Genomic DNA, 20,249 nt, shown 5'->3' with positions numbered 1-20,249 from the left:
AAAAAACTAATATCCGGTGATATTAGTCTAAAATCGTTTTAATTTTTCCTACCATGATGTCTATGGCTACAGCATTGAAGCCACCTTCTGGAATAATGATATCAGCATATTTCTTTGAAGGTTCAATAAACTGCTCATGGGCAGGTTTAACTGTTGATAAGTACTGTTCGATAACCGACTCTAAAGAACGGCCTCTTTCGTTCATATCTCTTGTGATTCTTCTAATGATTCTTACATCTGTGTCTGTATCAACAAAGATCTTTATATCCATCAAGTCTCTTAGTCTCTTATCTTCTAAGATTAAGATACCTTCTAAGATGATGATCTCTCTAGAGAAAATCTTAGTTGTCTCATCACATCTGTTGTGATTAGAAAAATCATAAATCGGCATATCAATATCAGAACCCTTTTGTAGGTCTTCTAAATGATTTAATAAAAGTTCCGTATCAAATGCAAAAGGATGATCATAATTGGTTTCTGTTCTTTCTTCGAAAGACTTGTCCGACTGCTTCTTGTAGTAAGCATCTTGATGAATGATAGATACATTCTTAGAAGGCAGCGCCTTTAAAATCTCTCTCGCTACAGTCGTTTTTCCAGAGCCTGTGCCTCCACAGATACCAATAATTACAGGTTTATTCATCAAATTCATCCTTTCTCATTCTTAAAATATCAAAAGCTTTCACCGGCTGATTCATCTTCATAGTAAAGATTTGCTGAGCATGAGGTACACTTTCTACAGACACACCTTTATGGTCAATTAACTCCGTAACCTTTTGAGTAAAGCCCTTGTATCCAGGCTGCATAACCTCTAGCTCGTCACCGATTTCAATCTTATTTCTTTGTTCAATAGTTGCATAACCACTTTTCTCATCATAGTCTATCACAATTCCTGTAAAATTGTAATACCTATCATAAGAAGATGATGTATATAATTGATCCTCTTCTGTCGGTTTATTGTAATAAAAACCTGTTGTAAACTTTCTATGGCTGGCCTTTTGTATTTCTGTAAGCCACATCGGATCATAAGAGAACTTTTCTGGATTCTCATAGTACTTGTCGATGGCTTCTCTGTAAACACGCACAATATTTGCAACGTAGTAAACAGACTTCATACGACCTTCAATTTTTAAACTTGATAAACCAGAGTTAATAAGTTCAGGAATAAACTCAATCATACATAAGTCTTTAGAGTTAAAGAAGAATGTACCTTCTTCAGTTTCAACAACTGGATAAGCTTCATCTGGTCTCTTTTCCTCTACAAGCTTGTACTTCCATCTGCATGCATGGGCACAAGAACCACGATTGGCATCTCTGTCTGTCATATAGTTAGAAAGCAAACACCTACCTGAGTAAGAAATGCACATGGCACCATGGACGAAAGCTTCTAACTCAAGTGTTTCTGGAATATTGTCTGAAATCTCCTTGATTTCATCAAAAGACAATTCTCTAGCCAAGATGACTCTAGAAATGCCCTGGCCATGCCAAAACTTAGCAGACATGTAGTTTGTGTTGTTGGCTTGTGTTGACAAGTGGACTTCTAGTTCAGGTGCATACTCTTTGATATACATCAAAGTCCCTGGATCTGATACAATAACAGCATCAAAGCCAATGTCTTTTACATCCTTTAAATAAGATTCCAAATGCTTTAAGTCATCATTATGAGGAATGATGTTTAAAGTCATATAGACTTTTTTGCCACGTTCATGGGCAAAGGCTACCCCTTCTTTCATATCTTCTAAAGAGAAGTTTTTAGCCTTTTCTCTCATACCGAAGATTTGTCCACCAATGTATACAGCATCAGCCCCATAAATAATAGCAAACTTTAACTTTTGAAGGTCACCAGCAGGTGCTAAAAGTTCTATTTTATTCATCTTGTCCTCCATGCTTGTATGATAGTGCAACACCATCACTGATTGGTAGAAGTGTTGTTGTAAAATCCGGATGGTTTGATATATGGTCCAGATAGTTTCTCATACGCTTGACGATGGTTTTTTTTCTTCTGATGACATACTCATCAGAGGCAATCATACCTTGATAAAGCACATTATCAGAAACAATGACACCACCTGGATTCAATTTATCTAGACACTTGTCTAAAAAGACCTGGTAATGGCCCTTGGCAGCATCAACAAAGATAAGGTCATAAGTCCCATCAATGTCATCTAGCACTTCCATGGCATCACCTAATCTAAAGTCAAACTCAGTTTCGTAGCCTAGTTTTTCTACATTTTCTTTGGCCATATCATGGTAAGACTCTCTTCTTTCTATAGAAGTGATCTTGCCTTTACCATTCATGGCCCTAGCAAAGACAGAAGCAGAATAACCAATAGCTGTACCGATCTCTAATACAGAACGAACATTTGTAGACTTAACTACAAATGCCAGTAATGATTTAACTTCTTTATGAATGATGGGTACATGGTGTTCTTCTGCATAGTCTTCTAGTTGTAAAAAGTAATCTTCTGACTCATGAACCAAGCCTCTGATATACTTTTCTACATGTTCATTTACTATATTACTCATTATCTATTTTCTTCTTTCGCCTTATTGTGCTGAGACAATGTCTCGCTAAATACATGTGTACCATTGCCACCTTTTTTCACAACAAAATAGTAGTAGTTGTGGTCTTCTGGGAATAAAGCCGATTCAATGGCTAGCTTGCCAGGAGAGGCAATCGGTGCCGGTGGTAAACCTGCATTGATATAAGTGTTATATGGTGAATCTATGGCTATATCATCATATGTTAAACGTTCTTTTCTTTCACCTAAGATATATTGAACAGTTGCACATGATTGTAATAACATGCCGTCTTCAATTCTGTTATGGAAAACACCAGAAACAATAGGAAACTCTTCTTTAGCCTGTGCTTCTCTTTCCACGATAGATGCTAGGGTAATCAATTGATTCATATCCATGCCCAGTTCATCTAAACGTCCATAGTATTCTTCTTTAAAGATTTCATCAAATCTATCTAACATTCTAACAATGATCTCTTGCTCGCTTGCTCCAACCTTCATTTCATAAGTATCTGGGAACAAGAAGCCTTCTAGAGATTCTTGACCCTCTAAAAACTTATAGTCATAAGGTCTTAATAAAGCCTCGTTGAACTTGGCTTCATCTACTAGGCCCTCTGCTACTAGTCTAGCTGTGATGTCTTTAATCTCAAAGCCTTCTGGGATGGTGAAGGTAAAGGTATTGATAACAACATCACCTGCTACTAATTTAGCGATGATATCATCTGTAGACATTGACTTTGATAACTCATAGTCACCAGCCTGCATCTTACCGTCAGCACCCAGTTCTTTTGCTGCCATTTTAAAGACCATTTCACTTTGAATAAGTCCAGCTTCCATGAGACTTGCACCAATAGAAGTGGTGGTTGCACCTCTGTTTACTGTTAACAAGACAATCTCTGTATCTTCAGGATCCACAGGTGCTCTCATCTCATCTAAATTACAAGCTGTTAATGACAAAGCCAGAACGATCATTAAACTGAATAACAATAATCTTTTCATGATAATTACCTAATGTTCATGGCATCGCCAAGAACCTTAGAAACTTCTGCCATCATTTGGTTAAGTTTAAACTCAGCTTCAAAGTAAGCCTTTACATCTTCATTTTGATTCAATTCATCAAATAACTCTTGAGCATCTTTGATTTCATCTTCGTTAAGCTGCTCGCCTAACATTTGCATTCTTTGTAAGTTGGCTTGCTTTGCTTCAAATAGAGATAAAGAACCAACGATTTCTTCGTTCTTATAAAGTGCTTCCTTTAATGACTTATAGTTTGAAAACTCCTCTGAAGTTTTGATTGATTCTGCTAATGCTTTTGCTTGATCTAATACGTTCATAATATCCTCCTTCTATACTTCCATAATGATTGGTAAAATCATCGGACTTCTTCTAGTTTCTTGGTATAAGAATGTTCTTAATGTATCTCTTACAGTGGACTTAATTGAAGACCACTCTCTTACACCATCTTTTTCTAACTCATAAAGCGCATGTGTTAAAACTGATTTGGCATCTGACATCAATGTCTCAGCTTCTCTTACATAGACGAAACCTCTTGAAATAATATCAGGACCAGAGACTATTTTACCAGACTCTTTTTCAATTGCAAGTACAACAATCATTAAACCGTCTTGAGATAGGATTCTTCTGTCTCTTAAAACGATATTACCAACATCACCAACACCTAGACCATCTATTAAAGTACGGCCTGATGGTACCTTCTTGGTATATCTTGCACCGTCCTTGTCAATCTCTATACCATGACCATTTTCCATGATAAAAACATCACTTGATGATTTTCCTAAAGATTCCGCTAAAAATGCATGGTGAGAAAGATGTGTATACTCACCGTGAACTGGTGCAAAATATTTTGGTTTTACCAAAGAATGCATGAGTTTAAGTTCTTCTTCTTTGGCATGGCCAGATACATGAATATCAGCAAGTGATTCATAAATAACACTTGTACCAAGCTTAAGAATCTTATCAATCACACGTTTAACAGACTTTTCATTACCTGGAATCGGTGATGAAGAAAATACTACCAAGTCTCCCTGACGAAGTTGTAATTGTCTGTGTTCAGAATTGGCCATTCTAGAAAGTGCAGCCATTGGCTCACCTTGGGATCCAGTTGTTGCAATAACAATTTCATTGTCTGGATACTTATCAATTTCATTTAACTCAATGATCATACCATCTGGTACCTTTAAATAACCTAGTTCCATAGCAAGTTTTGATACATTGACCATTGATCTTCCTGAGAATGCCAACTTTCTGTTATAAGCATAACAAGAATGTACAACCTGCTGAATTCTATGAACATTGGATGCAAATGATGCTACAAAGATTCTCTTATCCTGGTTGTTGTGGAATATATCATCAAACGATGCACCAACCGTCGATTCACTCATGGTGTAACCTTTTCTATCCACATTTGTTGAGTCTGCTAGAAGTAAAAGCACGCCTTCTCTTCCAAGCTCTGCAAATCTATTTAAGTCGATCATTTCACTATCGATTGGATTGTAATCGATTTTAAAGTCACCTGTATGAACAATTGAACCATAAGGCGTTTTGATGTGTAGAGCGGAAGCATCTGGAATAGAGTGAGATACTCTGATAAACTCTACTGAGAAATGATTCGTTTTAATAACATCTCTTGGTTTTACAACATTTAAAGTTGTTCTATCCATTAAACCATGTTCTTCTAACTTAAGCTGTACAAGACCAAGTGTTAATTTGTAACCGTAAATTGGTGCTTCGAACTGCTTTAAGAAATAAGGAATGGCACCAATATGGTCCTCATGACCATGGGTAATAAAAATTCCTTTTATCTTATGTTGATTTTTCTTCAGATACGTAAAATCTGGAATAACAACATCTATACCTAACATTTCGTCGTCAGGAAACGACAAACCGCAATCGACGATGACTATTTCATCGTCATATTCGAAAACGGTCATATTTTTACCGATTTCATTTAACCCACCTAAGGGTATAACTTTTAATTTTTTACTCATTTTTACCTTCCTAACCGTAAAAAACACCTATAGAATTATAGGTTTTCTTTACAAGACTTACATAAACCAAAAAACTTCAGTTTATGATCTCTAATTTGAAATTCGTATTTCATTTCGATTTCTTTTTCTATACTTTCCAATAAATCTTCTTTTACCTCATCAATGCGTCCACATTGTGAGCATATTAAATGGTGATGGTGATGTTCATTACCATCATGGTCGTTCATTTCATATCTTACGAAACCATCATCTAGGTTGAGTTTTGATAGGATATCCAGTTCCACTAAAAGCTGAACTGTTCTATACACAGTTGCCAAACCAATTTCAGGATTTTTTACCTTTACCAAGTCATAGATTTCTTCAGACGACAAATGTTGTCCAACGCTATCAGAAACGACTTCTAATATAGCCTTTCTCTGAGGTGTAAACTTATATCCTTTTTTCTTCAGTTTTTCATTAACTGCAGTCATTTCCATATCTTAATCCTCTTCATCCATCAACTCTTCGTAAGCTTTTGCCACAAAATCAAACTCATCTTCATCTGATAAGTACTCAAGTACCGGCTCATCGTCACCTTGGTCTACTACCTTAAAAATAAGTGCTGAATCGTCATCTTCATCTACAGGTGTTAAAATTGCATACTCTTGATCATTTACTTCAAAGTCCGCTATAATCTCAAATGCTATTTCATCGCCATTTTCATCCAATAATACAATAATATTTTCGTCCATAATAACCTACCTTCTGCTGTCTAGATAACCTTGTAAAATATATACCGCTGCAAGCTTATCGATGATTTTCTTTCTCTTCTTTCTACTCATATCTGCTTCTAACATGGAGCGTTCCGCAGCAACAGAGGTCAGTCTTTCATCCCACATAACAACTTCAATTTCACGATTTTCCAAACGATCGCTATATTTAATCTTCTTTTGAAGCTTCTTAACAAAGTCCAAAGTTTTTTCTGCCTGAGGCCCAATGGTATTGTTCATATTCTTTGGTAACCCCACAACAATTATATTTATGTGATCAGTCACTATAAAATCCAGCAACTGGTCAATGTCTTTTTTAATTGATTCTCTTCTAATGGTTGTACGACCCTGAGCCGTCATTAAAAGTGCGTCACTTATGGCAACTCCAATTGTCTTATCGCCAACATCTAAACCCATTATTTTATTCATCAAACTACCTTTATGCAAAACTCAGGACAAACACTGCCACAATAACCACACTTGACACACTTGTCTTGTAAGATTATCGGTCTACCCTCACCCTTTAACAGGGCCTTTTGCCCACATCTTTCTACGCATTTAAAGCATCCTGTACACCAGTCAGCTATATGCAACTTTCTTACTTGTGTTCTTAAACGATTTTTCAAATCATCGCTTATCATTTCTTCAGTAAATCTTTTTATATTATAATCAACTTCATCAAAGTTTTGCATGCCTACTGCAACAGCATCCACCTTTTGTTTTAGGATAAAGTCAAAAGACTCTTCCACTCTATTTAATAGGTGTCCGCCACCTAAGGGTTTCATAGAGTAGATACCACCATTGTAATTTGAAATGGCTTCTAACATATCATCTCTAGTCCCATCTGTGATACCTAAACCCGATACATTGAGTATAGGATGGATGACTTCAATTTCATTTGAATATTTTATGGCCGCTTCTACACCAGCTACAGCATGTGTAGACAGACCAACTGCCCTGATAATGCCTTTTTCTTTTAATTTAAGAAAGGTCTCCAAAGCTTCAAAATGTCCTCTTATGGTGTGTTCACTTTCTTGTTCATGTAACATGAAAATATCTATATATTCCGTCCCCAATTTTTCAAGGGCTTCATACACACTAGAAAGAGCTGTCTTTTCATCATATGCATAAGACTTAGACGAGATGACAATATCCTCTCGCCTAAGACCTAGCATAGCTGATTTTATGTGTTCATAAGTATGATACAGCTGGGCTGTATCAATAAAGTTGACACCTTGATCAAAGGCATAACGAATGATCTTACCACCCTCACTCGGTGTCTTGTTCTTTTGTAAAGGACCGACGGTTAAGCCTCCAAAGCAAAGCTTTGAAACCTTAATCCCCGTCTTCCCTAATTCATTGTAAATCATTAACCCTCTAAATACGCTTTTAATAGAACCTCGATGATTTCATCACGTTCTACTTTTTTCATCAATTGTCTAGCATTGTTATAACTCGTGATATAAGTAGGATCACCACTTAATAAATAGCCAACCATTTGATTCACAGGATTATATCCCTTTTCCACTAAAGATTTTTGTACGCTTGTTAGAATATCTTTTACTTCTTCTTTTAGTTCCGCGTCAAAATCAAATTTCATTGTTGCATCTAACTTACTCATCTCACCACTCCAATCTTATATCTAATACTATTATACATGATTTGTCGTGTTTTATTTAACAAAAATCATTTATTTTATAATTCGTCTATAATTGTTAATACCCTAGAAAGAGCCTCTTCAATCTTAGAAGCATCTTTACCGCCTGCCTGAGCCATATTAGGACGGCCACCACCGCCACCGCCAGTGATTTTAGCTACTTCTTTAATGATGTTACCAGCGTGAGCACCTTTAGCAATTGCTGACTCTGACGCCATAGCAAGCAGTGCTACTTTTTCGCTATTGTCTGAAGCCAGTACAATAACACCATCTACTTTATTTGAAATCTTATCTGCAAGCTCTCTTAAGTTATTTGGCTGTACGCCAGCTAACTTAGCTGTCACGACCTTGATACCTGAGATTTCTTTTGCAGAAGAAATGATATCATCCAAGCCTGAAGCCGCTGCCTTTGACTTCATCTTTTCAATCTCTTTCTGAAGAGACTTCACTTCATTTGCTAGAGATTCTACCTTGGTATCCACATCTTCCATAGTACCTTTTACAAGTGCAGAAACATGCTTCATTTTATCTTCCACATGGCTTAGGTAGTTAAATACCTCAGAACCAGTAATGGCTTCTATACGTCTAACGCCTGCTGCAATACCTGACTCAGATAAGATTTTAAATAAGCCAATTTGAGAGGCATTAGAAACATGTGTACCACCACAAAGTTCCATCGAGAAGTCACCTACTGTAACTACTCTAACTGTATCGCCATATTTTTCACCAAAGAGTGCAGTAGCACCCTTTGCTTTAGCATCTGCTATAGCAAGCTCTTCAGTGTTTACTGGAAGTGCTTCAAATAATCTTTTATTAACTTCTTCTTCTATAGACTGGATCACCTTAAAATCAATACCTTCAAAGTGCGAGAAGTCAAAACGTAGTTTAGAAGGCTCTACCAAAGACCCCTTCTGCTCTACATGGTCACCTAAAGTTTCTTTTAAGACCTTGTGAAGGATGTGGGTTGCCGTATGGTTTCTAGCCGAAGCCATTCTTACAGCCTCATCTACTTCAGTTTTAGCATCTACGCCGACCTGAATCAAACCAGTCTTAACATAACCCTTATGCGTCACCCTGTCCATGATAGCCTTTTGAGTATCCGTTACAACAAAGATACCATCATGAGTCACGATTTCACCAAGATCACCTACTTGACCACCAGACTCTGCATAGAAAGTCGTTTGGTCCAGTACAAGTTCTGCTTTTGTATTTTCACCAATTGAGTCTACAAGTTCACCTTCAGAAACAATTGCCATAATTTTACCATGACCATCAAGAGAGCTATAACCCTTGAATTCAGTTGCAGGGATATCAGTATCTGCTAATGCATTTTTCTCCCAAGCAGACTGGTCACCACGTGCCGCTCTAGCACGCTCTTTTTGCTTTTTCATTTCTTCATTGAAAGCTTCTTCATCTACAGTTAAGTTGTCTTCAGCTAAAATCTCTTTCGTTAAGTCAATTGGGAAACCGTAAGTATCATAAAGTTTAAATGCCTTATCACCTGAAAGTACCTGACCTTCTAGTTCACTTACATAAGATTTTAAGATATCAAGACCTTGGTTGATTGTTTGTTGGAATCTTTCTTCTTCAAGCGCAATAACTTTCTTGATGTAATCTTTCTTTTCAACCAACTCAGGATAAGCTTCTTTAGAAACCTCTATAACAGTATCCACTAGTTCATTTAAGAAGATACCTTCAATACCTAATAACTTACCATGTCTGTATGCTCTTCTTAAGATCTTTCTTAAGACGTAGCCACGACCTTCATTGTTTGGCATAACGCCATCAAGTACCATAAAGGTTACGGCTCTTACATGGTCAGTAATGATTTTAACTGATACAGATTGCTTCTTATCAGCATTGTAAACAATACCTGCCTTAGCAACAACTGCATCCAACACATGCTTTAATGTGTCAATTTCAAAAATAGACTCTACATCTTGCATGATACAAGCAATTCTCTCAAGACCCATACCTGTATCAATATTTGGATTAGCAAGATCGTTGTAGTTGCCTTGTTCATCTTTATCAAACTGCGTAAATACATGGTTCCAGAATTCTACAAAACGGTCACATTCACAACCTGGCTTACAATCAGGGTTGTCACAGCCATACTTAGGACCTCTGTCGTAGTATATTTCAGAACATGGACCACAAGGGCCTGTACCTTTTTCCCAGAAGTTATCTTCTTTACCCAGTCTTACAATTCTGTTTTCATCTATACCAATAACATCTTTCCAAATGTCATAAGCTTCATCGTCTGTTAAGTAAACCGTTGCCCATAAATTATCAACAGGTAAACCTAACACCTCTGTAATGTACTCCCATCCCCACTGAAGTGATTCCACTTTAAAGTAATCACCAAAAGAGAAGTTACCTAACATTTCAAAGAAAGTCGCATGTCTTGATGTGTAACCAACATTATCTAAGTCTGCTGTACGCATACATCTTTGGCAGGTAGCCATCTTTGTGTTTGGTGGTGTTTCTTCACCTGTGAAATAAGTCTTTAGGGGTGCCATACCCGCGTTGATTAAAAGTAAACTCTTGTCACTTTGCGGTACAAGAGAAAAGCTTTTTCTAACATAATGATCCTTAGACTCAAAGAAATCTAAGAAAGATTGTCTAATCTCATTCAATCCTGTAATTTTCATGTAGCCTCCTCAAAAACAAAAAAAACTAAAGTGACATGATAGGGACGACAAAACCGCGGTACCACCCTAATTATCTTTCGATCACTTTAGATATACATCCTACATATAACGGCTGTTACCGTCAGTAATTTCTTACTGCAACTCCAGAGTAGCTTCATTCTTTGTTATCTCTCACCTTACGACAACTCGCTGTATAAGAACTACTTATCTCTTTCTTCGTCTTTTCTTCAAATAATTATATCATACTTTTTCATCAAGGGCTATAGAAATTCTAAACTCACTACCAAAATTCTCGTCAGTCTGACAGTCTATAGAACCTGCGAAAAACTGGACCACCAAATTGTAGGCAATCATAAGGCCATAGCCACTTGTATGCTCTGCATGATAGATGGGTCTAAGAACATTATCAAGTATGTCTTTATCAATGCCTATCCCATTGTCTTTAACGGTGATGTGAAGCTTATTGTTCCTCATAAAAATGTCTACAACCACCAAACCAGAAGACAATCCACTAAAGGCATGTTTGGCAGCATTGTCCAGTAGATGATGTAAAACTGATGACATCTTGGTCGCATCCAAATTAACATGAACGGGTTCATGACACAAGACCTCTACACCAACGTGAGAAGGGAACATAATAGAATCTATGACCACATGAGCAAGATGACCCATTTCAAAGTTAGATGTCATGGAATCCGTATAAGGATCTAGTGCCTTAAAGCTTTCAACTAAGCCACTCATCTGGTCTAGGTAGTCAAGTAAGACAACAAACTGCTCGTCAAACTCCATAAGGGTCTCAAGCAGATCTCTTTTAGTTAATGAAGCTTGGTCATACTTTTTAGCCAAGTGATTTCTAAGCTGATTGAGTCTATTATAAAGCTTTTCAAAATTGTCCATTGGCGTGAAGATTTCATAGGCCATCCTGGTCATCACAGCATTCATTGAGGCAATTTTTTCAGTTTCAATTAAAGCCTTTTGAGCCTCTTGCATCTCTTTTAACAGAGCCTCAAGTTTTTCATTCACATCTTTTAGCTCTTTGGTTTGTATGTCATTCTCAACTAGCGCCTCTTCTAAGTGTTTATGATTTTCTATTAAAGAAAAGGTTCTTTCTGATACCAAATCCTCTAACTTTCTTAGATGCGCTCTTATCTCATTTAAGTTATTTCTAATACCAATCCGCATAGACTCTACACTTTTAGATAGAGAGCCTGTTTCATCTTTCATATCTAAAAGCTTTCTAGGTAAACTCTCTTCATAGTTGCCTAGAGATATTTCCTCCACATGAGAGACCAAATGCTCAATGGGACGGGTAATCTGCTTGGATACATGATAACCTAAAATGAGTTCAACAACCATGATGCCAAAGGTGATAAAAGCAAGTACAATTTGCAACTCTCTATACCATGAAGTAATGGCCTTGTCTTCAACAGCCACTGCAAATTTCCAACCATTTTCTAAAGTTTCAAAGACCATGAACTTGTCTTCATCATTGAGCCACTTATAGGATACATATCCTCTATCTTTCTTGATCATTTCAAGGGTGATGTCTTCAAACCTACCATCAAAATCTCTCAGTAGACTAGAACCAACTTCTTCTGTTGGATGGACAATGATTTCGCCATACTCATTCATCAAAATAGCGTAACCGTCGTACATATCCAGTTTTGTGATTTCGTCAATCATTGTTGAAAAATGATAGTCAGAGCCTGCGACACCTATAAACTGATTGTTTATGACGACCGGTCTTGTATGAGACACGTAAATCACATGCTGGTCAAAGTCAACACTACCATGATAAGGTTTTGTCCAATAAGGCTCTAAAGTTCTTTTAGGTTCACTGTACCATTCATCCCCTTCTGATAAGTTCTCATAAAAGGACATTGGAAACTCTTCTTGCCTCATTAAGTTACCATTGTCATCTAAGTCGGTATACCAAACATCATGGGTCTGACCATCTAAAGATGGATCAAAGAAGATATATGCTGATTTGGTCAGCTTGCCTTCATCAGCAAGACTGTAGATAAGTGGTGCCAGTTCTTCTTCAAACTCTTCTAGATAACCTGGTTCATTCAACCTTTTTATATCCAGAAGATTTTCAATGATGATTTCTACCTTATGGGCTGTTTTCTTTACAAAGTTCAGTTGATCATCAAAATTCTTTGCATGGGTAACAACGGTTTCTCTTACTGCTTCAATGGCCAAATCATGAAAGGTTTGCTTGGATTTAAGCATAACAATAGAACTGATGATCAAAGAGATCAACAGTATGGAAGTGGTTATTAATAAAAACACTTTCATTCTTATTGTACGCATAATTTATCCTTTGGTAAGATCAGTTTAATCCTGGTACCTTGGTTCAAATTTGACTCTATAATAAATTTACCAGAAAACATAGACTCAACAATGTTGCTACTGATACTCAGTCCAAGTCCTTCTCGTTCAGGAAGGCTTGAATAAAATGGACTTAAAGCCAGGTTCTTAACCTGATCAGTCATGCCAATACCGTCATCTGTTACTGTAATAATAATCTCATCCTCAACAGCCAGATCAATGTGTACACGACCTCTAGAATGGAGTTTGGCATTTAAAACAAGCTCATTCATAACATATTCGAGTTTGTCTGTGTCAATTAAGACATGTGCTGTAGACTTAACACTAACAATTTCACCTAATAAATAAGTAAGATAGTGGCCCAAATCAACTTGCTTCTTGATGGATTTAGAAAACTCCTGGTCCAGCATTTTAAACTTATCAATCAAAACAATCATATCTTTTAAGGCATCTAAGCAATTTTGACTTTTACTTAGAAAATCAGCCTTAAATGCTTCAAAAGATATCATGTCATCCTTGATATCTTCTGACAGAGACTTAAGTTCTAATAGGTTGGATGAAAATGCCTTTAGGGGCTTGTGGAACTCTTTTGACAGGTTAAGGATCGTTGACATCAAGGAACCTGTTTTTTCACTTTGAATCACCCTATACTGCATATCTTTCATCTGATTCATGGTTTCATTTAGTTTTTTATTCAGATCAGTCAGCGTCTGGTTTTTTTCTTCATTGGCAGATAAGGCATTTTCTAAAATTTCTTGGCTCTGACTCAATTCTTTCGTATGATAATCTACCCTTTCTTCTAAGGAGTCCTTATAATGACTTATATCATCATAGGTTGTTTTTAAAGATAGAGAAAGTTTCTGTAAATCACTCGTCAGTCGATGAATCTCCTCACTGCTATTTAATAGAATATGTGATGGCACTTGATCATACTTGCCAGAAGACAAGTCACTGACATATTTGATCAAAGCCTTGATTGGTCTGATGAGCATGTTATTCATTATAAGTGAGGCGGTGATCAATACAAGACCTAGTATAATAAGTGTTGTCACTAAAAGAGCAATCACTTCACTAGAAATCTTCTCTGTCTGACTGGCATTCATTGAAAATACCATATGCCAGCCATTACTCAAAGTCACATACTTGATAAGCTTATGGCCGTATCTTTGTACACCGAGTTCACCGTTTCTGATCATCCTTTTGCTGTCAGTAAGGACATCTTGGTCCGTAATACCACCATCTATAACAAGTTCTAGCTCTTCATTCAAAACAAATCCAAAGGCATCATCACTCAACTGGGCCTGGTCTAGATAAACAATCATATTAGACAGATAAAATTCTGAACCTGCAACACCAATAAATACATCATCTACATAAACCGGTGTGGTAAATGAAACAAATATTTCATCCATGATGTAGTCCAGTGTACCAGAAAAAGGATCTGTCCAACCACTAAGGCCAGTTTCTTTTGGTCTATGATACCACTGCCTTTTATCCTTCTGTTCACTATAAAAATTAAAGTCTACTTCCTCTTGTCTTTCGATTGTGTCGCTCCTTGATAAATCAGATAGCCAAACATCATGTGTTTCATTAGAATCTACAGATGGATCAAAGTACATATAACCTGAATCAACCATCAGCTTTTCTTCTAACATCTTATAGATGATGTCTTCTAGAAAGAGCTCATAGTCTCTTAAATAGTCAGTGTTTCCTATTTGATCTGCATCAAAAGATGATTCAACGGCTATGCGGATGTTATAGGCGATTTCCTCAACGCTTTCCATGTTCCTGTTAAAAAGGAGGGCATTATTTTCACTGGTCTTATCCAGTAGAGCCATGGTCTCTTCTTGAATCCTTTTTTGTGAAGATATTAAAATCACAGATGAAATGACAATGGAAACGATGGCGATTGTTGATAATATCAACAAGACAATTCTTTTATTCAAACTCATGAGGCCACCCACTTACTTTTAGTTGACACCAAAAGACACTGCCCTTGTCAACTTCACTTTCACATTCTATATGACCATCAAAGACATTTTTAACTATATTATAAACTACACTCATACCAACACCAGAAGTTTTATAATGGATACCACCAGAATAAAATGGTACAAAGATGTCATTTTTAACGGCCTCAGTCATACCCTTACCATCATCTTCTACTCTCAACACCAGGTCATCATCCTGCCTTGAGGCATAAATCCTTACATGACCAGTATGACCATCGTAAGCATGGCGGGCTGCATTATCCAGTAAATGATAGACAATTTGAGAAAACTTACCATTGTCAATCAAAAGGATCAGGTCATCACTATGATTGATAAAACCGATTTTAGGATAATTAAGGGTTTTAATAATCATATCTATAAAGTCTTTAACATTGATTTGAACAGGTTTAACTTCGTGCATTTTATCCATTTCCGTCAGCTTAGAAATCAAATCTTCTAACTCGACAAGTGATTCATGAATGATGTAATGGGTCTTTTGAAACTGCTTGATAAATAGTGGCATGCCCTTCTCTTCTATATTTGATACTCTTTCTTTTAGAAAAGACAACATGGTAATATATGAACCGACTGGTGTATTAAACTCATGGGCCCATTTGGTTATAACATAAGACAGTGTAGATCTTTTTTCAATTTCAACAATTTTCTTTCTTGTGTCATGCATGGCCTCTATGGCATGTTCTAACTCATCATTTAAATCATTTAGCTCTCTACTTTTATCCTGTGAAGCTTGAACAGCTTCACTTAAAAGATAATTGTTCTCTTTAATAGAAAGTGACCGTTTTTCTATCATTTCTTCTAAAAGCAGGTTCTGGTCTTCCATGGTCTTAAAAAACTTTTTCTGAAGCTTTTGCATGTCGTCAATTTCTCGAGATAATAAACCAACTTCATCGTCTCTCATCAGAAGTCCTTCCGGAAGTGTCATTTGCTCATCATGATAGGCTTGACTTTCTAGCGGTTGAATCAGTTTTTTTGACGTATATCTAGCGTAAAGATAAAGAAAAATGACTATCAGAAGTCCAAGTAATAGAACATTGATGAGTAAGTGATGATACCATTCAAGCACTTGACCATCTTCATAAAGAACACCATAATACCAGCCATTCATCATTTCACTATATATAATGGTATAATCATGGTCTTTCATAACCTTACCTGACAGGTCTTGTCGTATGGCACTTAGGTCAATATCACTTGAAGCGGCGATCAACTGATAATGTTGGTCGACTAAAAATGCTTGACCAATCCCCTTGTAGTTCTCAATATGCTGGGTTACTTTTTCATAATTATAATCAGACCCAACCACGCCAATCACCTGGTCTTCAATAAGAACAGGACCACTGTTTGAAACAAATGTCATATGACTAGAAAACTCATTTTGTCCTGAAAAAGGCATAGACCAATAAAAGGATTTGGTTCTAAGCGGGACAAAATACCACTTCTTATGGTCATTTTCATCGGTAAAGTAGTCAAGATTTGTAGAAGGCTGTTTCTGAATCTTACCACTGTAATTTAAATCTGCATACCAAACATCATAAACCTGACCATTCATATAAGTCGGATCAAAATAGATGTAAGTAGAGCCCAGATCAGATGTTTCTAATGCCATTCTTTTAAAATAGGGATCGATTTCTTGAACAAAGTCATCCATGTAACTTTCGTCAGTCTTAAACTTTTCAACATCAAAAGAAGACTCGACAAAGGCAACCAAGGCTTTGGTAGTCGATTCCACATCGATCATATCCTCTTCAAAGACATAGGCCTGATGAATCACATCTTTTTCAGTTCTTTTACTGACTGATTCTAAATAAAAGGCTCTCATGCGTATCATGGAGAACAATGTAATCAAAACAAAGGCAATAATTACATTAAAGAGAATCATATTTGTTATTGTCTTTTGAATCTTCTTCATGTGCTCTCCTACAGTTTAAGTGTGATATTAAACTCTGTTCCTTGTCCAAGTTCCGACTTGCAAGAAATAGTCCCATAAAAATATTTTGTAACAATATTATAGACAATATTTAAACCTAGACCGCTTCCCTTTTCATTCAGACTTTCTGCAAAATAAGGTACAAAGATGTGATGGATTCTATCTTCAGTGATGCCTTTACCAAAATCCTTAACTACCAACTTCAAATACTCTCCACTTTCAACATAAATCTCTACCTTGGTATGGTCTTCATCATAAGCATGGAAATAAGCATTTTCTACAAGATTCATAATAATGGTAGAAAACTTAGCCACATCTGTTGTAACTACTAAATCTGACGGACAGTCCAAAACAACTTCAAGATCATCGCGGTACTTGCTGTTGGCAACTAAAAATACAATGTGGTCTTTTACATTAATGGTGGTATGAATGGCATGCTGGTTATATGAATCCAAATTAGAAAAACGTTCCACCAATTTTCTGATATTATTTAAGTTCTCATCTATCATAAGCTTGGTTTGATAACATTTGTCAAAGTAGGCTTCTAGATCAGCCTTGGTCATACGATTATCAGTAAGCTTTTGATGTAAGTCGTTGGATGTCTTCTTCATAAAGGTAATGAGTGTTAAAAAGCTACCGATTGGAGTATTGAAATCATGTGCCATTCTTGTCACTATCAAGCTAAGCGAAGCTGACTTTTCAGATTCAATTAAGTTGAGCTGTGTATTTTTCATCTTGTTAATGGCAAGTTCCATCTGTATATTTAAATCTACTAAAGATTCTTTTTTTCTTTGATTTTCTTCCAGTGAAATCTCTAGCTGTTCTTTAAGCTTAACCAGGTCTTCCGTTCTTTCAGTGACTTCTATCTCCATAGTTTCATTTTGCTCATTCAACCTCTTGAGTGACGTCTTTTGCTTTAGACGTAGCTTCTCTATAGACCTTGCTAGTTTACCGATTTCATTATTAAGGGTCAAAAGGCTCTTTTCAAGGGGCTTGTTGTATATACCATCACTGATTTGAGATACATTATTAGTAAGTCGTTTGATAGGATCAATAATGACGCTAGAAAGTCTCATGGTCATCAAAAGAATCACAACGAGTAAGATAATAGAAATCATTGATAGGAGTCTTCCTAGTTCTCTGTACCAATAATAAACATCTTCCATATAGTTGACTTCACCATAGATCCAGCCATTGGATAACTTTGAAAAACTGACATATTTGTCATCTAACACAATAAGCCCCGACTGATTAGAAATCAACTTTTGCCTATCACTATAGTCAAGAGACTCAGTAAAATCCTCCACAGTGTCTGAGATTAAGTTGCTTTGCTTATCCATTAAAAAGGCATAGCTGTCCTCATAAAAACTGAAGTCATCCACATCGTTTAAGAGTTGGTCAAAGTGATAGTCTGAGCCTACCACACCATAAAACTTACCACCTATAACAATGGGCCTCGTATGAGAAACAAAGGTGACATCTGCTGAAAATACTGTGTTACCAACATAAGGATGGGTCCAATATGGTTTGAGTGTCCTTCTAGGTACATTAAACCAATCCATTGAATCTGTCTCTATATCGTAAATAGAAACATCTGATTCCTGTTGAAGAGAAACTTCACCATCACCATACAAGTCTGCATACCAGACATTTCTTGATATGCCATCAGAATAGAAGTATATATAAGCAGATTGTGACAAAGACAATTCGCTGGCGATGTCTTTTATACTTGGTTTTAACCTGTCTAGAAAGTCATCCATATAACCTTCTTCAAGAAAACTTGTCTCGTCAAACAGCTTTTCGACCAGTAGGTGTAAAATAGAGGAGGTATTTTCTACGTCAGAAATTTCATCACTTATGACCCCTCCATTATTTCTGGTTCTAGCCACCAATGTCTTTTCAATTTCTTCAGTATAAACCTCCTCTGTTCTTTGCATGACAAAAAAGCTGACCACAGATCCTACAATCAGCATACATGTAATGACTAGAATTAAGATTTTTATACGTATACTCTTCATACTATTTTTTTACCCTAATATAAGAAAAAATAACAAGATAACTTGTTATTTCGAAAGTGGAATCCATATTTCAAAGACATAGTCTCTACTGGTTACATCTCCATCATAAAATACTTCCAGTTCGATCTTGCCTGAATGCTGAAAATCTGTTAATGGAAACCATTCTAAAAAGATGCGTTTCCACAGTTTAGGAAGTTCACTTATTAGTGGTCCTGTCCCTTTAAAAATACACCATCTAGACGCTTCAACACATATTGTATTTTCACCTTGTCCAAAGACACCAATTAAGGCGTCGTAATATTTCTGATCGGCCCTGTATCTACCCGCTCCAATTTTACAATTAGAAGAAGTCTGTCTTTTTAGTTCCTCAAGACTTGCTTCTTTTTCTTTCCAAAATTCAGAATAAGCATGTCCCTCTATAATGTCTTCAGCTGTAAATGTTCTTTTATATCCTTTTATATAAAAGGCGTCTTTTTCTACTAGCTCGTAGCTTAGAGGTGTTTCATGCTCATCTATATCAAGCTTGGGATAGGCCGTTAAAATAACATCCGATCTTTTCACTTGACTAGGCGATACGCCTAGGACTGCTTTAAAGGCCCTTGAGAAGGCTTCAGGACTGTCATATTGATATTTATAAGCCAAATCTATCACTTTTACGTCTCCGGACAAAAGCTCCTTAGAAGCAAGAGTCATCCGTCTCTTTCGTATATACTGATAAAGAGTCGTTCCTGTCATCATTTGAAAGAGTCTTTGATAGTGAAAAGATGAATAATAAACTCTTGATGATAACTGGTCAAATGTTATTTCTTCTGTTATATGATCCTCTATGTAATTTATGGAATCATAAATTGCCTCTTGAATCTTCATACCAGCCTCCTGATTCATTTTCTCACATAGAAAAAAATAATGCAAAAAAAAGAGCATGCAAGGCATACTCTTAAATCTTAATGTTCATGTGCGTCTTCTAAATCATCCGGATCAAATCCTTCAAGACCTGCATATGTTTTGTTGTGCTTCTTAGCGTAGTCATAGATAGCTACTTTGAAAGCTTGTTCAGCAAGTACTGAACAGTGAACCTTCACGACTGGTAAACCACCTAACTCATCTACAACATCCTTGTTTGTAATTGCTAATGCTTCTTCAACAGTCTTACCAATCAACATCTCTGTAGAGATTGATGAAGCTGCAATAGCAGAACCACATCCAAATGTTCTAAATTTACAATCTACAATCACATCATCTTCAATTTTTACATACATTCTCATGATGTCGCCACATTTAGCGTTACCTACTTCACCAACGCCATCAGCGTTTTCTATTTCTCCAGCATTTCTTGGGTTTAAGAAATGGTCCATTACTTTATCGTTATACATCATAGCC

General features: G+C 36.5%; 18 protein-coding genes and 1 other annotated feature. All 18 genes read right to left on the bottom strand.

Features of this window, described 5'->3' with window-relative positions; genetic code table 11:
• Positions 1–22: 22 nt before the first annotated feature.
• Positions 23–640: a uridine kinase gene (udk, locus tag EZV73_RS14570; protein ID WP_240841083.1), complete on the bottom strand. Its 618-nt coding sequence runs from the start codon at positions 638–640 to the stop codon at positions 23–25.
• Positions 633–1,871: a U32 family peptidase gene (locus EZV73_RS14565; RefSeq protein ID WP_240841082.1), complete on the bottom strand. Its 1,239-nt coding sequence runs from the start codon at positions 1,869–1,871 to the stop codon at positions 633–635. Before EZV73_RS14565 ends, udk begins: the two co-directional genes overlap by 8 nt.
• Complete coding sequence (locus EZV73_RS14560) at positions 1,864–2,523, bottom strand: O-methyltransferase (protein ID WP_240841080.1); 660 nt, start codon at positions 2,521–2,523, stop codon at positions 1,864–1,866. Before EZV73_RS14560 ends, EZV73_RS14565 begins: the two co-directional genes overlap by 8 nt.
• Entirely contained in the window at positions 2,523–3,515 is a 993-nt protein-coding gene (mltG, locus tag EZV73_RS14555; RefSeq protein WP_240841078.1) for an endolytic transglycosylase MltG, read from the bottom strand. The genes EZV73_RS14560 and mltG overlap by 1 nt, the downstream gene beginning before the upstream one ends.
• 5 nt (positions 3,516–3,520) lie before the next feature.
• A complete protein-coding gene (locus EZV73_RS14550) occupies positions 3,521–3,850 on the bottom strand; it encodes a YlbF family regulator (RefSeq protein ID WP_240841077.1) in 330 nt (109 codons plus the stop codon).
• A 12-nt stretch (positions 3,851–3,862) separates the two neighbouring features.
• Positions 3,863–5,524 carry a ribonuclease J gene (locus EZV73_RS14545; RefSeq protein ID WP_240841076.1) on the bottom strand — a complete coding sequence of 554 codons (1,662 nt, stop codon included), beginning with the start codon at positions 5,522–5,524 and terminating at the stop codon, positions 3,863–3,865.
• Positions 5,525–5,559: 35 nt separating this feature from the next.
• Positions 5,560–6,000 carry a Fur family transcriptional regulator gene (locus EZV73_RS14540; RefSeq protein WP_240841074.1) on the bottom strand — a complete coding sequence of 147 codons (441 nt, stop codon included), beginning with the start codon at positions 5,998–6,000 and terminating at the stop codon, positions 5,560–5,562.
• A 3-nt stretch (positions 6,001–6,003) separates the two neighbouring features.
• A complete protein-coding gene (locus EZV73_RS14535) occupies positions 6,004–6,255 on the bottom strand; it encodes a DUF1292 domain-containing protein (RefSeq protein ID WP_240841073.1) in 252 nt (83 codons plus the stop codon).
• A 6-nt stretch (positions 6,256–6,261) separates the two neighbouring features.
• Positions 6,262–6,702 carry a Holliday junction resolvase RuvX gene (gene ruvX, locus EZV73_RS14530; protein WP_240841071.1) on the bottom strand — a complete coding sequence of 147 codons (441 nt, stop codon included), beginning with the start codon at positions 6,700–6,702 and terminating at the stop codon, positions 6,262–6,264.
• Entirely contained in the window at positions 6,702–7,643 is a 942-nt protein-coding gene (locus tag EZV73_RS14525) for an aldo/keto reductase (protein WP_240841069.1), read from the bottom strand. Before EZV73_RS14525 ends, ruvX begins: the two co-directional genes overlap by 1 nt.
• The gene (locus tag EZV73_RS14520) at positions 7,643–7,894 is read right to left on the bottom strand and encodes an IreB family regulatory phosphoprotein (protein WP_240841067.1); all 252 of its coding nucleotides are present in this window, start codon (positions 7,892–7,894) and stop codon (positions 7,643–7,645) included. Before EZV73_RS14520 ends, EZV73_RS14525 begins: the two co-directional genes overlap by 1 nt.
• A 74-nt stretch (positions 7,895–7,968) precedes the next feature.
• Positions 7,969–10,581: an alanine--tRNA ligase gene (gene alaS, locus EZV73_RS14515; RefSeq protein WP_240841066.1), complete on the bottom strand. Its 2,613-nt coding sequence runs from the start codon at positions 10,579–10,581 to the stop codon at positions 7,969–7,971.
• A 37-nt stretch (positions 10,582–10,618) separates the two neighbouring features.
• Positions 10,619–10,807: a binding site (T-box leader), on the bottom strand.
• A 14-nt stretch (positions 10,808–10,821) separates the two neighbouring features.
• Positions 10,822–12,894 (bottom strand): ATP-binding protein, encoded by a 2,073-nt coding sequence (locus EZV73_RS14510; protein WP_240841064.1) that lies wholly within the window; start codon positions 12,892–12,894, stop codon positions 10,822–10,824.
• Positions 12,882–14,864, bottom strand: a complete 1,983-nt coding sequence (locus EZV73_RS14505; RefSeq protein ID WP_240841063.1) for an ATP-binding protein — start codon at positions 14,862–14,864, stop codon at positions 12,882–12,884. The genes EZV73_RS14510 and EZV73_RS14505 overlap by 13 nt, the downstream gene beginning before the upstream one ends.
• Complete coding sequence (locus EZV73_RS14500; RefSeq protein ID WP_240841062.1) at positions 14,851–16,833, bottom strand: ATP-binding protein; 1,983 nt, start codon at positions 16,831–16,833, stop codon at positions 14,851–14,853. Before EZV73_RS14500 ends, EZV73_RS14505 begins: the two co-directional genes overlap by 14 nt.
• Positions 16,834–16,841: 8 nt before the next feature.
• Positions 16,842–18,869, bottom strand: a complete 2,028-nt coding sequence (locus EZV73_RS14495) for an ATP-binding protein (protein WP_240841061.1) — start codon at positions 18,867–18,869, stop codon at positions 16,842–16,844.
• 45 nt (positions 18,870–18,914) lie between these two features.
• Positions 18,915–19,736 (bottom strand): helix-turn-helix domain-containing protein, encoded by an 822-nt coding sequence (locus EZV73_RS14490; protein WP_240841060.1) that lies wholly within the window; start codon positions 19,734–19,736, stop codon positions 18,915–18,917.
• A gap of 77 nt (positions 19,737–19,813) precedes the next feature.
• Positions 19,814–20,245, bottom strand: a complete 432-nt coding sequence (gene nifU, locus EZV73_RS14485) for a Fe-S cluster assembly scaffold protein NifU (protein ID WP_240841059.1) — start codon at positions 20,243–20,245, stop codon at positions 19,814–19,816.
• Between the last annotated feature and the right edge of the window lie 4 nt (positions 20,246–20,249).

This window comes from Acidaminobacter sp. JC074 (assembly GCF_022496765.1).
Classification (GTDB): domain Bacteria; phylum Bacillota; class Clostridia; order Peptostreptococcales; family Acidaminobacteraceae; genus JABXKX01.
This window is presented reverse-complemented; position numbering and strand designations above follow the sequence as displayed.

Bases quoted from the DNA above. Each gene is read 5' to 3' on its own strand.
- udk (WP_240841083.1), bottom strand. From the start codon at position 640: ATGAATAAACCTGTAATTATTGGTATCTGTGGAGGCACAGGCTCTGGA.
- EZV73_RS14565 (WP_240841082.1), bottom strand. From the start codon at position 1,871: ATGAATAAAATAGAACTTTTAGCACCTGCTGGTGACCTTCAAAAGTTA.
- EZV73_RS14560 (WP_240841080.1), bottom strand. From the start codon at position 2,523: ATGAGTAATATAGTAAATGAACATGTAGAAAAGTATATCAGAGGCTTG.
- mltG (WP_240841078.1), bottom strand. From the start codon at position 3,515: ATGAAAAGATTATTGTTATTCAGTTTAATGATCGTTCTGGCTTTGTCA.
- EZV73_RS14550 (WP_240841077.1), bottom strand. From the start codon at position 3,850: ATGAACGTATTAGATCAAGCAAAAGCATTAGCAGAATCAATCAAAACT.
- EZV73_RS14545 (WP_240841076.1), bottom strand. From the start codon at position 5,524: ATGAGTAAAAAATTAAAAGTTATACCCTTAGGTGGGTTAAATGAAATC.
- EZV73_RS14540 (WP_240841074.1), bottom strand. From the start codon at position 6,000: ATGGAAATGACTGCAGTTAATGAAAAACTGAAGAAAAAAGGATATAAG.
- EZV73_RS14535 (WP_240841073.1), bottom strand. From the start codon at position 6,255: ATGGACGAAAATATTATTGTATTATTGGATGAAAATGGCGATGAAATA.
- ruvX (WP_240841071.1), bottom strand. From the start codon at position 6,702: ATGAATAAAATAATGGGTTTAGATGTTGGCGATAAGACAATTGGAGTT.
- EZV73_RS14525 (WP_240841069.1), bottom strand. From the start codon at position 7,643: ATGATTTACAATGAATTAGGGAAGACGGGGATTAAGGTTTCAAAGCTT.
- EZV73_RS14520 (WP_240841067.1), bottom strand. From the start codon at position 7,894: ATGAGTAAGTTAGATGCAACAATGAAATTTGATTTTGACGCGGAACTA.
- alaS (WP_240841066.1), bottom strand. From the start codon at position 10,581: ATGAAAATTACAGGATTGAATGAGATTAGACAATCTTTCTTAGATTTC.
- EZV73_RS14510 (WP_240841064.1), bottom strand. From the start codon at position 12,894: ATGCGTACAATAAGAATGAAAGTGTTTTTATTAATAACCACTTCCATA.
- EZV73_RS14505 (WP_240841063.1), bottom strand. From the start codon at position 14,864: ATGAGTTTGAATAAAAGAATTGTCTTGTTGATATTATCAACAATCGCC.
- EZV73_RS14500 (WP_240841062.1), bottom strand. From the start codon at position 16,833: ATGAAGAAGATTCAAAAGACAATAACAAATATGATTCTCTTTAATGTA.
- EZV73_RS14495 (WP_240841061.1), bottom strand. From the start codon at position 18,869: ATGAAGAGTATACGTATAAAAATCTTAATTCTAGTCATTACATGTATG.
- EZV73_RS14490 (WP_240841060.1), bottom strand. From the start codon at position 19,736: ATGAAGATTCAAGAGGCAATTTATGATTCCATAAATTACATAGAGGAT.
- nifU (WP_240841059.1), bottom strand. From the start codon at position 20,245: ATGATGTATAACGATAAAGTAATGGACCATTTCTTAAACCCAAGAAAT.